We start from the raw sequence: 12,975 nt of genomic DNA on the forward strand, positions 1-12,975 counted from the left end.
TCGTCAGTATATGGGAATTTCCTGCAAATTTATTTTTCCGCCGCATAATTACTAACCATATATTGAATCCTAAAGGAAGCAGCATGAGAAGAAAGGGGATTGCATGTGAAGAATAGCTTAATGGTTTTCTATATATCGGTCGGAATTTTATTATTGCTTGTTTTATTCGGTGTGTTTGTCCCGGATTCACTGGAGAGCGTTACAGCCAATTTGCAGGCTTTTATCACCGATAAATTCGGCTGGTATTATTTGATTCTTGTTTCGTTTATTGTCATTGTTTGTTTATATTTTTTAATCAGCCCTTTAGGAAGAATCAAGCTTGGGAAGCAGGATGATAAACCGGAATTTTCCCGCCCTACCTGGTTTGCGATGCTGTTCAGTGCGGGGATGGGAATCGGGCTGGTTTTCTGGGGTTCAGCAGAACCGATTTATCACTATGCAGTCGGGTCTCCAACCGGCGGTGCTGTGGGGACGGACGAGGCGATTAAGAATGCGATGAGATATACGTACTTCCATTGGGGTGTCCATGCATGGGCGATTTATGGAATTGTTGCGCTTGTGCTGGCATACTTTAATTTCCGTCATGGGGAACCCGGTTTAATCAGTGCCACCTTAAAGCCCATATTGGGAGACCGTACACAGGGGGTTACAGGAAAAGTCATTGATATTCTATCAGTAGTAGCAACCGTCATCGGTGTGGCAACAACACTGGGGTTTGGAGCTGTACAGATTAATGGCGGATTGTCCTATTTATACGGCCTTCCTGTCAATTTCACAGTGCAGTTTATCATTGTCGTGATCGTTACGGTCCTATTTGTCCTCTCAGCTCTTTCAGGACTGGGAAAAGGCATCAAAATTTTGAGCAATGCCAATATGATTCTTGCGGCTGTTCTATTTGTTCTGGCGTTCTTTCTTGGACCGTCATTATTTATACTGAACCTATTCACCAATACACTTGGAAGCTATCTTCAATATTTGCCCGGCATGAGCCTCAGGATTGCGCCGCTGAATCCGGAGGTCAGGGAATGGATTAATGGCTGGACGATTTTTTACTGGGCCTGGTGGATTGCCTGGGCGCCGTTCGTTGGCATTTTCATTGCCCGTGTTTCAAAAGGGAGAACGATCCGGGAATTTGTCTTTGGGGTTCTGCTTGTTCCGTCACTCATCGGCTTCATCTGGTTTGCCACTTTTGGGGGAACAGCCATTATGCAGGAGCATCAGGGCACAGCGAAGATCTCTGAATTGGCTACTGAGGAAGCATTGTTTGGCGTATTCTCCAACCTGCCGATGGGAACGGTGCTGTCGATCATCGCCATCCTGCTTATTTGCACATTTTTTATTACCTCTGCCGACTCCGGCACCTATGTCCTGGGTATGATGACAACAAATGGCTCACATCACCCAGGCAACAAGATTAAATTGGTGTGGGGTATAATGCTGGCTGCCATTTCATTGGTTCTGCTTTATTCCGGAGGACTGCAGGCACTGCAGAATACAATGATTGCAGCAGCTCTTCCTTTTTCCGTTATCATGGCTTTAATGACCTTCAGTCTGATCAAAGCTCTGCAGAAAGAAGCCAGGGAGCTTGGGATTGGGAAGATCCCGAAGAAGAAGGTTTAGATGCAAAAACCTGCAGATCTGGCATCTGCAGGTTTTTAAATTGTTATTTTACCGGAATCCAGATCTCTGAATAATAATCCTGGCTGGATGCATCACCGGCAGTATACACTTCCAGTTCGGGTGCAGCGGCATGTTCATGACCGCTTGATGGAAACCATTCCGAGAAGATTTTTTTCCAGGTGTTTTGCATGGCTTGCGGCATGGCACCATGTACTTCGAACACCGCCCATTTGGAGGCCGGAACTTCCAGGGTGTCGAAGCTGTCAGGCTTATCACCTTTGAAGCTTGCCCCGATCCAGTAGTCCATGCTGTCAGGCTTCTGGCTGCGATTATCCACACACACGCCTAGAAGACCTTTAATATCCCCATTATTCAGCTTGAACAGCTTATCAGAGGTTCCGTTACTATTCACTTTATCCCACATTTTCGGGATGCCTGCCAGATTTTCTTCATTAATTAAACTGAACTCTTTCTTGATACCGGCTACTTGAAAAGCTTCTTTTTCGACAATTGCGTATTGCATTGGTTCTGCCCCTTTCAGACTCACCTGGATCACCAGGCGGTTATAGGATTTCAGCTTTCCGGAAAAATTTCTGGCTTCTGTTGGAGTGATGCCATGCTGCCTGCGGAAAGCTTTTGTAAAAGCTTCGGGAGTGTCATAGCCGTATTTATAAGCAAGATCAATCACTTTAAGGTCTGTACGGAACAGGTCCTGTGCAGCGAGAGTTAACTTTCTTTTCCGGATATATTCGCCGGCTGGCATATCTGTCAGAATAGCGAATGTGCGCTGAAAATGAAATACGGAGGAGTTTGCTGCCTCCGCAGCCTTCTGGATTGAAAAATCCTCATCCAGCAAATGCTCCTCTATATAATCAATAGCCTTCTGCAGGGATTCAACCCATGACATTACTGATCACTCCCTTATGTATATCTTATCTTTATCTTTTTTTGGCTGCCTGTCATTTTTTGCTTTGTTTTGGCAGGCGGAATATTAAAGAATTCTTATTTTAGGCGAAGAATACCTGCTGAATGGGGAATTTTTAATGCTGTTTGCTGTCGGGCAGGGGCAGAACAGTATAATACAGGCCGAAACGGAGGATTTACCGGCCAATTATACTGTTTTACCGGCCAAATTCAAGAAAATACCGGCCAATATGAAGCATTTACCGGCCAAATACCTTTCATTATTTCGGTGATACTAATTTAATCAGAAGAGCAGAAAAAAGCCAGCGCCCGTTAACAGGCAGCTGGCTTCAAATGCATTTTATATGGCACGTCCCCAATGACGGTGCATGGCAATCGTATTGATTAAATTCTCACTGGAGGATGTATCTCCGCTTCTGATTTCTACAATCCCCATATCAGAGAGTGTTTGTGATTGCCCCAGCATGTTTAAGGCTTCTGGAGGCAGCAATTCCGCTCCCTCGCCGCCAAACGCAATCGTTTTAAAATGCTTGTAGGCTTCACTGACGAATTCCCTGGCCTGCGGCACCTTTTTCAGCGCTTCTGCACTTTCTTTGCCGCCGGCAGCATAAATGGCATCATACATCACGGAATGAGAAGTCAGGAAGGTTTTCATAACTTCCAGTTCTCCGCCGTCACCTTTAATCATGCCCAGGTTTCTGCTGACAATCTCCGGCATGATTCCAGCCGCTTTCAAGGCTTCCATTACGCTTTTGACTTCTGAATAATCGAACCCATTATCAGCAAGAATGGCTACTTTCCGGGTCTTAGCTGATTTGACTGTATTCATTTGACTTAATGCCGGAGAAGAAAGCGTGACTTTGGATTCTGCCGCCGCATCCGGCACCTTCGCGCCGACACCAAGGGCAATTTGTTCAGCCAGGTAAAGATCCACATTACTGAACATATCGACAACCTGCTGCTTTATATCCTTGTTCTGCACCTTGCCAACTTCAAAGCGGAATGCTTCGATAATATGCTCCTTTTCTACTTCGGACATGCTGTTCCAGAACAATTTCGCCTGGCTGTAGTGGTCTTTGAAGCTGTCGCTCCGCTGACGCACCTTGCGCCCTTCGACCTTTTCCTGATAATGAACATAGCCGCCCTCTTCTGCTGTAGCAGGGCTTGGATCATTATTCTGCATCGAGTTTTTATGATAAGCAACCGGCCCTTTGTTGATGGTCATGCGATGATAGCCGTCATACTGATTATTATGGAATGGACATACAGGACGGTTGATCGGAATCTCATGGAAGTTTGGTCCGCCTAAGCGGATCAGCTGTGTATCTGTATAGGAAAACAGGCGGCCCTGCAGCAATGGGTCATTTGAAAAATCAATGCCAGGTACCACATGCCCAGGGTGGAACGCGACTTGTTCTGTTTCAGCAAACACGTTATCCTGGTTGCGGTTCAGGGTCATTTTTCCGATAATCCTTACCGGGACCATTTCCTCCGGCCACAGCTTTGTTGCATCCAGAATATCAAAATCGAAGGAGAATTCATCTTCTTCATCAATCATCTGGACACCCAGCTCAAATTCGGGGTAGTCTCCCATTTCGATGGCTTCCCAAAGGTCGCGGCGGTGGAAATCCGGATCCTTTCCGGCAAGCTTTTGGGCTTCGTCAAAAACAAGTGAATGCGTGCCCAGAACCGGCTTCCAGTGAAACTTTACAAATCGTGCCCTGCCCTGCTCATTCACAAACCGGAATGTGTGAACACCGAAGCCTTCCATCATGCGGTAGCTGCGCGGAATGGCACGATCTGACATTGTCCACATGATCATGTGGGCAGTTTCCGTATTGTTGGCTGCAAAATCCCAGAACGTATCATGGGCCGTTGAAGCCTGCGGCATTTCATTATGCGGCTCCGGCTTGAATGAATGAACGAGATCCGGGAATTTAATGGCATCCTGGATGAAGAATACCGGGATATTATTGCCGACTAAATCGTAATTGCCTTCTTCCGTGTAAAACTTGGTGGCAAATCCGCGGGCATCACGTACAGAGTCTGCCGAGCCCCGGGAGCCGGCAACGGTTGAGAACCGGACAAAGACCGGGGTTTTGACAGATGGGTCCTGCAGAAACTTGGCCCTGGTGTATTCTGCCATGGATTCATACACCTGGAAATAGCCATGTGCGCCAAACCCGCGGGCATGAACAACCCGTTCAGGGATGCGTTCATGGTCAAAATGCGTCATTTTTTCCCGAAAGTGAAAGTCCTCCATCAAGGTCGGTCCGCGGGTACCTGCTTTCAGTGAATGCTCATCCTCCGAAACCTTTACCCCTTGATTCGTCGTCAGTTTCTTGCCTGCGTTATCCATGCGGAATTCCTCAAGCTGCCTGTCCTTGCTGTGTTCATTTACACCTTTGTTTTTCGGATCCTGTTTCAAATGTTCATTCCTCCTTATATTTAAGAAGCAAATGCTTCTGGATTACGTATGTATCTACAATTGAAGTACCCTACATCAAAGGAGGTAAACAGCAAAATAAAAGAAAACAGCGGGACCATTCCGATTAATTCAAAAGAAAACTCATTTACTTTTTACAGGAATTGGTTCTTTAGCTTGCCAAATTTTTGTTTTTTCTGACAATGTTATATAAAAAAAGCAAATGAGTATTGTCAATAATAGTAAAACAATATAGAATTTTCTTATAACCTCACGAAGAGGCAGGTGAAACGATGGAAATTACCAAGCATCTTTTCTTTAATCTATCGCTTTTGATCGTTATCTTGTTTGTTGTGCTTGTATGGGCGGAAAAAAGTTCTAAATTCCGGTTTTCCAAAGGCTGCTCTTTTGTATGGCTTTTGTTTATGATCTGGATATGCTTTCAGTTTTCCTATCAGACAAGCCCCCATTATTTTTTTGATTTACGATTGATACCTGTCATCATCGGCGGTTTATATGCGGGGATTGGCCTTGCATTGGCCGGAACTGTGATTTTGATGAGAAGTTTTTATGGAATAGAGCCTGGGTTTTATTCTAATATTCTTTTATATTTGCCCCTGGGAATTATTCTTTGGAAGCTCTACCCCTGGTTTTGGAAGCAGGTGCCCCGAAAAAGGATTCGCTTTTCGGTTATTATTACCCTGATTTTAAGTGTACTGACGGTCATAGTAATGGAACTAAGCGCGCCGCCACAAAACCGGTTCGATGCCTGGTTTGCCTATTTGATGATTCCGCCATTGGGTGTTTTTATGATTACATATGTATTTGAATTTGCTAAAAGAAATCTGGATATGCGTGAGAATCTCGTCCGAGCCGAAAAACTTGAAGCTGTCGAGCAAATGGGTGCAGCCATCTCCCATGAAATCCGCAATCCCCTGACAGCCGCGATCGGATTTGTTCAGCTTTTGCAGGAGCAGCGGCTGCAACCGCGAAAAAGGGTGGAATATTTGAACATTGTGAAGGCTGAGCTGGAATCAGCGGAGCAGGTCATCCAGAACTATTTAACCTTTTCCAAGCCATCCTTGGATAAGATCGAGGAGATCAATGTAAAAAAAGAGCTCATGCAGGTATTGAATATATTAAAACCGACAGCCAACCAGAATTCCGTCGAAATCAATGCCCACTTTTCCCTCCTCGGATCTATTAAGGGAGATCGGCAAAAATTCCACCAATGCTTCTTGAATGTAATTAAAAATTCAATTGAGGCTATGCCGCGCGGCGGGCAATTATACATAGAAACGCACTACAGCAGCAGCCAAATCACCATCGAAATAAAAGACACTGGCGTGGGCATGACTCCAGAACAGCTTCAGCGCCTGGGAGAACCCTATTATTCTACTAAAGGCTCCAAAGGGACCGGCCTTGGAATGATGGTCGTATTCAGTATTGTAAGAGCCATGGATGGCAATGTCCGCGTCAAAAGCGAAGTCGATAAAGGAACTGTTTTCAGCTTTACTTTTCCGAATTATAAGTCGGAAATACATAAGGTCTAAAAGAAACAGCAGGGTCAACACTGCTGTTTTTCTTTTTCCAATTTTTATGGAACCTCGAGCCAGTACCCCTCGTCTAAGTGTTACCAACGAAAGGAGTATAAACATGCTGGTAAAAATAACAGACAATCAAGGGCCGCCCCTTCAATCCGATACAGAGTCCAAAGAAGAGAAGCTTATTTGGCTAATGGATAAATATGGGGACATGGTTATCAGGGTTGCCTTCTCCTATTTAAAACAAAAGCAGCTGGCTGAAGACGTATCTCAGGAAGTTTTTATTAGCTGCTACCAGAACCTTGAAGGTTTTCAGAAGAAAGCTGCCTATAAAACCTGGCTTTACAGGATCACTGTCAACAAATGCAAGGATGTTTTAAAAAGCTGGTCTTATAAAAATTTATTTTATAAAGAATGGATTGGATCCCTGCTGGCAGATCGAATGGATTCTGTTGAGACTGAGCTGCTTCACATAGAAAATAAGGAGGATCTGTATAGCAGAGTTCTTAGGCTCCCATTGAAAATGCGTGAAGTCATTATCCTTCACTATTATGAAGATCTAACGCTTGCCGAAATTTCCGACCTCCTGAACTTAAATATGAATACAGTCAAATCGCGGCTTCACCGGGCAAGAAATTCCTTAAAAGACGTTCTTTCAGAGAAGGGAGATGAACAGACATGACCAATCATTTTAAATACCCAGATAATCAAATTCGATTCGAGGATAGACAGAAAGAAATGGTATTAAAAGCTGTAAGACCTAACTCCTATTCTTTTCAAAAGAAAGAAAGAATTAGCCGGATAAAGAGATGGGCTTATGCAGGCACAGCTGCAGCAGCTTTGTTCATTCTTTTTATCGGGACAGCTTATTTTTCTCCCGGAATGGCAAAGGTAGCCGCCAAGATTCCTTACTTCAGCGTATTTATAAAACAGGAAGAATACAAATATGCTTTATATGATGTCATTAGTGATACTGCTAATAAGCATCGCTATGACTTGAGAAGAATGGATGCCTCCATCCCCGATAAAGAGTTAACCGTCTGGCTTGGAGGAACAAAGGAGGATGTAAACAGCATTAAAGGAGATGTAAAAAAAACCTTCAGCCACTCATTAAAAGATCATAACTTTGGTGCGTATGATATCAGAATAAAAAGGGACAAACATGATAACACGATACCAGAAGAAACCCCTGAAATGAAAAAGCAGCAAGCTGACAGCCTGGAGCTGGAACAAAAAATCATTAAAGCGCTTGAAGCGAATAATTACACGATGGCCTTCCCAGTTCAGGCAAGGATAAATGAAATTGAGAAATACATTTTTGTAGCTATTCCGAAGACCGAAGAAAGGACTGACGAGCTTAATAGTTTATTGAATTCCATTTCAAGTGAATATGGAAAGGGGTTCAAATATGACATTAGACAGATTGATATGGAAGCCAGAGAACAGGAACAGCAATGGGATGAAGCCGGAGTCATTCACGTCATCGCAAGCGGCTTGATGGAAAACAAAGAATTCAAGGTAAAAGGGTTTTCATACTCGTTCCATCCTCTCCCGCTGCAAATAAAGGTGAAAACATCCGTGAAAGCAGATGATCCGGACGCAAAGGTGCTGGCAGAACGCATTGAAGAGGAAATCAAGAGCTTCTTACAAACACATGAAAAAGCAGAAGATATTCGAAATGACCCATATGAGCTGACGATCTTAAGTAAAGATAAAAAGAAAATAAATTAAAATATGTACTGGTAAGCTTTGCCTCCCGGTTCGGGGAGGCTTTTATTTTCTCTCAGGAAAAGGCTGCGATTCCGCCTGTCCGGCCTCTTTTGCTTATGCTTTTTTCATTATGATTCTATCTGCTCCGCTTCCAAATGCTTCGTGCAATTATAAAGCTCACAGTCCCACTTGCTTTCTTTTATTAACAGTTCCGTGATAGATGTGTTTTTCGGCGGAGTGGATAGGTCTGTCTGCGGAACCAGCTCTCTTAACAGATGGCGAATGAAGGCGCCATGGCTTACAATCAGCACGTTTTCGCCCGGGTGCTTTTCTGTAATTTCCTGCAGGAAGCCAAGCCCTCTTTCCATAACACTTTCTTTCGGCTCGAAACCAAGGTCCATTTCACGCCAATTCTGGCCCCATTTTTCAAGTCGTTCGGCTTCTGTTGTGCCTTCAATCATTCCGCCGCCGACTTCTCTAATTCGGGGATCGAGGTGAAGGGGAATGGAGCCGTTTCTCTTCTGAATGGCTTCTGCCGTCTGCCTTGCCCTTAAGAGATTACTGGAGTAAATTACATCCCAGTTTTCGCCGCTAACCCGTTCCGCCAGGCGTTCTGCCTCGGCCAATCCTTCTTCATGGAGAGGAATATCCGAGCTTCCCTGTGCGCGCCCCTCCTTGTTCCAAGCTGTAATCCCGTGTCTAATCAATCCGATTTTTGTCATATGTAAAAACATCCTTTCTTTTGAATAGATTGTTCAGGTGTTCCCTTATCTAAGTAAAAAGAGCGGTGCTTGCCGCCCGTGTAGCTAATCTACTTTCCTCATGCTTGTAAAAGGATACCAGACAAATTCACTGACGCCAATAATGCGCTCTTTCTCAATAAAACCGAGCCCATTTCGGCTGTCCAGGCTGACAAGGCGGTTGTCCCCCATGACGTAATAGTGATCACTCGGAACCGTGAGAGGACCGAAGTCACCGGTCAGTTTGCTGACAATTCCTTCTGCTGCTTCGCGATTTTCAGTAAGGTAGTCTTCATCCCATTGCTGGCCGTTAATATACAGATGGTCTTCCTTCATTTCCAGTTCATCGCCGGGGAAACCTATTAATCTCTTGACATAGTTCTTTTCATCGCCCCTGATGATGACAATATCGCCTCTGTTCAGTTCTTTTAATTTATTTACTAATATTTTTTCCTCGTCATGAAGGGTAGGATCCATGGAGGCTCCTTCCACATAGTACGGTGAAAAAAGAAAGACTCTGATGACCAGTGCGATTCCAAAGGCAATCAAAAGGGACTTGAGCCAGCTCGCTATTTCATGCTTATTCATGTGCTACACCAAAGCTTTCTGCACCCATATACCGGTCTTTGATTAAGGTGCGGTGGTGAAGTTCATGTCCGGCAATGATATAGGCAATGGCTCTGGCGGTAACTCTGGTGCCGTTCGCATTCCCTCGCCTCAGCAATGCCTCATCATCCAGGCTTTTCAGTAAAGCAATCGTATTTTGGCGAACCTGGGACAGCTGTACTGAAAGCTCCCCAATGCTGAAGGAGTTGAATTTGCCATTCTTTACATACTGGTTATCATCATATCCCGGCAGCTCAGCCTTCTCCCCTCTGCCAATGCAAAGCAGGCGGTAGCTCATGATACGTTCAGTATCTGTAATATGGCCGATCACTTCCTTAACCGTCCATTTTTCCGGAGCATAGCGGAAATGTGCCTGGTCTTCATTCAGGTCTTTTACCAGATTGTTTGTCTCCTTCATTTGTTCATCGAGGATTTGCAGAAGGTCCCTTTCCGGTACTGAGCTGACGTATTTCTCATAATATGGTGCATACTCATCCAATCCAGGTTTCTTTAACATCTCGTTCCCTCCCATTCTATTACCTTATTTTACTGAATTTTCACCCATAGAGCCAACTTCAGGTCTGAAAAAGCTCGCCCCTGATTGCTTTAACATACCGTTCGGCTGATCGCTGCACTGCAAGGTCTGCCTCCTTTTCTACCACTCTGTGAAACGCATTGTAAATCCGGTCAAATGACAGTGGTCTGATTTTGCCGGCCATCCTTTCAACTGTTTCAGCGGGAAGCGGAATGAGGTTCGGATAGCTGTACATGAAGCTGACCCAATCCCTGTCCGCAGCGACCTGAATGATGTCGCCGGTAAGCATGACGCCTTTGCCCCCATTCCCCTTTTCCCAATGAAGGACAGCACCGCCTTTAAAATGGCCGCCGATGCGGTGGATGACCAGGCCATCATGAATCTTAAGGCTTTCTCCGCTCCAGAAAATGATGTGATCACTTTCCCTAATTACCCACTCCCTGTCGTCTTCATGGATATAAATCGGCGCATTGAATGCTTCCGCCCATTCAACTTGTGCTGAGTAATAATGGGGATGGGACAGTGCAATCGCGCTAATCCCGCCCAGTTCTTTGATGGCTTCAATCGTGCACTCATCAAGATAGGTAATGCAATCCCACATTAGATTAAAACCGTTATGCTGAACAAGATAAGCTGTCTGGCCGATGGCAAACTCCGGAGCTGTTTTCAAGCTGTAAAGATTGGATTCCTCCCGCTTTATTTCATTCGTATAATTTTGGCTTTCCGTCATTTCATGTAAAATAGTCCACTCTTGGCCGCCGGGTCCAACATACTGGCGCTCTTCCATGCAGATCGGGCAGCTTTCAGGCTGTTGATCGCATGGTGGAAATTGCGTTCCGCACGTTTTGCATATATATTTTTCCATAAATAATGCCTCCGTTTCTCATACTGGTTATATTAACCATTTTACTGCTGGAAACGTTCTGTTAAATCGACGTTTCGGCTGAAACCGGCTACAGATTTAGACTGAGGACTTATACTTTAAGCTTAATAAATCTACTTCACAATGGAATCCTATTCCTATTCGGGTTCGGTGCAGAAAAATCCTTCCTTTTAAGGATTATGCAGTCCTGAGGCACAAGAACACTTAAGGATCAGCTTTTTGAAACTTTTTTTATTTTCATCCGTAGAGGATACTAACGAACTTAATTTAGGAGAGATTCATTATGGGAAATATATTTATTTTTTCACTCATCGCCGGACTGGCGATTTCAATCCTGCTTATTCCGTTTAGCTATAAAGCGAAGGAAAAGGCGAAGGAAAACAAAGGCAGGAAAATGGGAACCGGAATCATGGCCGCCACAGCTGCTTTATCTGTGCTGCTTGTTTTTGCCGTGTATTATTTAACCAACCTGGACCGTAACTTGACCAGCTTGTGGCTGTTCGCGGTTATCGCTTCTGTAATCGGGGCCGTTTTCGCGACTGGCCGGGAGCGTATGATCAAAATGGGTGTGTTTGTCCTTAGTTTAGCTGCAGGGGCTTTCTTTCTGACAGCTTTCCTGTTTAATGCAGACGATAAGTATGAAAGTGCCAAAATGAAGGAAAAAACGGAGATTGAAACGTTTGATGAAAAAGAAACACCGGCGAGCGTGCCGCCTAAGTTTGCGCGCAATAAGATGAAGAAGGCTTTCGGGCAGGTTCCTAACACAAGTTATTATGAACTTGGCAGCCTGCAAATCCAGAAAGTCAATGGAGAGTATGTATATATTGCGCCTGTTGAGTTTTCGGGCTTTTTCAAATGGTTGAATGGGGATAAGACACCAGGCTATTTTACAATTAGCGCGACTGATTCCTCAGCTAATCCAAAATTCATGAAGAGCGATATGGTGTACACACCATCCTCTTATTTTAATAAAAATATAGAGCGCCATATCCGGATGCAGTATCCGCAAGCCATTTTTTACGGAGAAGTGCAGCTGGAAGTGGATGACGACGGAAAGCCGTTTTATATTCGCTCGTATGGTGAGTTTATATCGGCGCGAAACGGTTTTGATGTTCAAGGGGTAGTCATGGTTGACCCGCTGAACGGACAGACAAAGTCTTATAAACTTGCGGATGTGCCGGCCTTTATTGATGGAGCAGTTTCCCCTGAGACGGTCAGTCTGCAGAACAGCTATTTCGGAAATTATATCCATGGCTTCTGGAACAGCAAATTCGGAAAGTCTGATGTAAGGCTTCCATCTGATGAGGGAACAGAAGCCAATGTGAGCCCTATTTTTGATGAAAATGGCGACATGTACTACTTCACTGATTTTACGAGTCCAAAAGAAGGCGTTGACTCGATGCTTGGCTATTCTCTGACAAATTCAAGGACGGGCGAAGCGACCTTCTTTACAGGCAATCTTGAAGAATCTTATATGGATTCGCAGGGTGCTCTCCAGATTATTGAGAAAAAATTCATTGAGAAGAAATGGAGCGGCGAAATGCCTGTTCTGTATAACTTCTACGGTGAAGCGAGCTGGCTGACGCCTGTTCTGGATGCCAACGGATTCCTGCAGAACTATTTCATTGTTTCAGCTGCCAATCCGGAAATTTCCGCCTATGGCACAACGCCAAATGAAGCATTGCGTTTGTATAAAACCGCATTGCAGCGGGGCGGAGGCACGGTTGACGGAAGCTCGAAAGCAGAGGAAAAACAGATAAGCGGTACTGTGGTGCGGGTGTATAAGGAGAAATCCGGTGATTTCACCGTTGTATCATTCCTTCTGGACAACCGCAAAAGCTATGTGGTTTCATCTGAAACCGTGCCGATGGCCATTTACCTGCAGGACGGTGATCAGGTCAGCGTTAACTATCTGGATACAGGTGAGGCATTCCTGCCTGTGAAGGAAATGAGTATTAAAGGATTGGAATAGATGCAAAAACACGATG

The 12,975-nt window shown here is 44.7% G+C and carries 11 protein-coding genes; 5 read left to right on the plus strand and 6 right to left on the minus strand.

Annotation, left to right across the window (positions count from 1 at the left end; genetic code table 11):
* Positions 1-105 precede the first annotated feature (105 nt).
* Positions 106-1,620: a glycine betaine uptake BCCT transporter gene (locus LLY41_RS19255; RefSeq protein ID WP_095244293.1), complete on the plus strand. Its 1,515-nt coding sequence runs from the start codon at positions 106-108 to the stop codon at positions 1,618-1,620.
* A gap of 43 nt (positions 1,621-1,663) precedes the next feature.
* Here LLY41_RS19255 and LLY41_RS19260 read toward each other — a convergent pair whose 3' ends face one another.
* Together LLY41_RS19260 and LLY41_RS19265 are read right to left on the minus strand one after the other, a co-directional pair.
* Positions 1,664-2,527 carry an AraC family transcriptional regulator gene (locus LLY41_RS19260; RefSeq protein ID WP_304586226.1) on the minus strand — a complete coding sequence of 288 codons (864 nt, stop codon included), beginning with the start codon at positions 2,525-2,527 and terminating at the stop codon, positions 1,664-1,666.
* Positions 2,528-2,884: 357 nt separating this feature from the next.
* Positions 2,885-4,972: a catalase gene (locus LLY41_RS19265; RefSeq protein ID WP_304586227.1), complete on the minus strand. Its 2,088-nt coding sequence runs from the start codon at positions 4,970-4,972 to the stop codon at positions 2,885-2,887.
* A gap of 290 nt (positions 4,973-5,262) precedes the next feature.
* Here LLY41_RS19265 and LLY41_RS19270 point away from each other — a divergent pair, with 290 nt between their 5' ends.
* The 3 genes from LLY41_RS19270 (at position 5,263) to LLY41_RS19280 (ending at position 8,244) form a co-directional block, all read left to right on the plus strand.
* Entirely contained in the window at positions 5,263-6,522 is a 1,260-nt protein-coding gene (locus LLY41_RS19270; RefSeq protein ID WP_304586228.1) for an ATP-binding protein, read from the plus strand.
* Positions 6,523-6,625: 103 nt separating this feature from the next.
* The gene (locus LLY41_RS19275; protein ID WP_304586230.1) at positions 6,626-7,195 is read left to right on the plus strand and encodes a sigma-70 family RNA polymerase sigma factor; all 570 of its coding nucleotides are present in this window, start codon (positions 6,626-6,628) and stop codon (positions 7,193-7,195) included.
* Complete coding sequence (locus LLY41_RS19280) at positions 7,192-8,244, plus strand: DUF4179 domain-containing protein (RefSeq protein ID WP_304586231.1); 1,053 nt, start codon at positions 7,192-7,194, stop codon at positions 8,242-8,244. The genes LLY41_RS19275 and LLY41_RS19280 overlap by 4 nt, the downstream gene beginning before the upstream one ends.
* A gap of 107 nt (positions 8,245-8,351) precedes the next feature.
* Here the strand turns inward: LLY41_RS19280 and LLY41_RS19285 are convergent, their stop codons facing one another.
* From LLY41_RS19285 to LLY41_RS19300, 4 genes are all read right to left on the minus strand, one after another.
* On the minus strand, positions 8,352-8,945 hold the full coding sequence (locus tag LLY41_RS19285) for a histidine phosphatase family protein (RefSeq protein ID WP_095244287.1): 594 nt from the start codon (positions 8,943-8,945) through the stop codon (positions 8,352-8,354).
* Between the two features lie 84 nt (positions 8,946-9,029).
* The gene (gene lepB, locus LLY41_RS19290) at positions 9,030-9,551 is read right to left on the minus strand and encodes a signal peptidase I (protein WP_095244286.1); all 522 of its coding nucleotides are present in this window, start codon (positions 9,549-9,551) and stop codon (positions 9,030-9,032) included.
* Entirely contained in the window at positions 9,544-10,086 is a 543-nt protein-coding gene (locus tag LLY41_RS19295; protein ID WP_095244285.1) for a DinB family protein, read from the minus strand. Before LLY41_RS19295 ends, lepB begins: the two co-directional genes overlap by 8 nt.
* Positions 10,087-10,144: 58 nt before the next feature.
* Positions 10,145-10,969: an MBL fold metallo-hydrolase gene (locus LLY41_RS19300; protein WP_095244284.1), complete on the minus strand. Its 825-nt coding sequence runs from the start codon at positions 10,967-10,969 to the stop codon at positions 10,145-10,147.
* Between the two features lie 301 nt (positions 10,970-11,270).
* On the opposite strand from LLY41_RS19300, the gene LLY41_RS19305 reads away from it, so the two are divergent.
* Positions 11,271-12,959 (plus strand): hypothetical protein, encoded by a 1,689-nt coding sequence (locus LLY41_RS19305; protein WP_095244283.1) that lies wholly within the window; start codon positions 11,271-11,273, stop codon positions 12,957-12,959.
* Positions 12,960-12,975 lie beyond the last annotated feature (16 nt).

The sequence above is a fragment of the Cytobacillus firmus genome (assembly GCF_023612095.1).
Lineage (GTDB): Bacteria > Bacillota > Bacilli > Bacillales > Cytobacillaceae > Cytobacillus.

Excerpts from the sequence above, each read along its gene's own strand:
- LLY41_RS19305 (WP_095244283.1), top strand. The coding sequence starts at position 11,271 with ATGGGAAATATATTTATTTTTTCACTCATCGCCGGACTGGCGATTTCA.
- LLY41_RS19295 (WP_095244285.1), bottom strand. The coding sequence starts at position 10,086 with ATGTTAAAGAAACCTGGATTGGATGAGTATGCACCATATTATGAGAAA.
- LLY41_RS19285 (WP_095244287.1), bottom strand. The coding sequence starts at position 8,945 with ATGACAAAAATCGGATTGATTAGACACGGGATTACAGCTTGGAACAAG.
- LLY41_RS19300 (WP_095244284.1), bottom strand. The coding sequence starts at position 10,969 with ATGGAAAAATATATATGCAAAACGTGCGGAACGCAATTTCCACCATGC.
- LLY41_RS19270 (WP_304586228.1), top strand. The coding sequence starts at position 5,263 with ATGGAAATTACCAAGCATCTTTTCTTTAATCTATCGCTTTTGATCGTT.
- LLY41_RS19280 (WP_304586231.1), top strand. The coding sequence starts at position 7,192 with ATGACCAATCATTTTAAATACCCAGATAATCAAATTCGATTCGAGGAT.
- LLY41_RS19260 (WP_304586226.1), bottom strand. The coding sequence starts at position 2,527 with ATGTCATGGGTTGAATCCCTGCAGAAGGCTATTGATTATATAGAGGAG.
- LLY41_RS19275 (WP_304586230.1), top strand. The coding sequence starts at position 6,626 with ATGCTGGTAAAAATAACAGACAATCAAGGGCCGCCCCTTCAATCCGAT.
- lepB (WP_095244286.1), bottom strand. The coding sequence starts at position 9,551 with ATGAATAAGCATGAAATAGCGAGCTGGCTCAAGTCCCTTTTGATTGCC.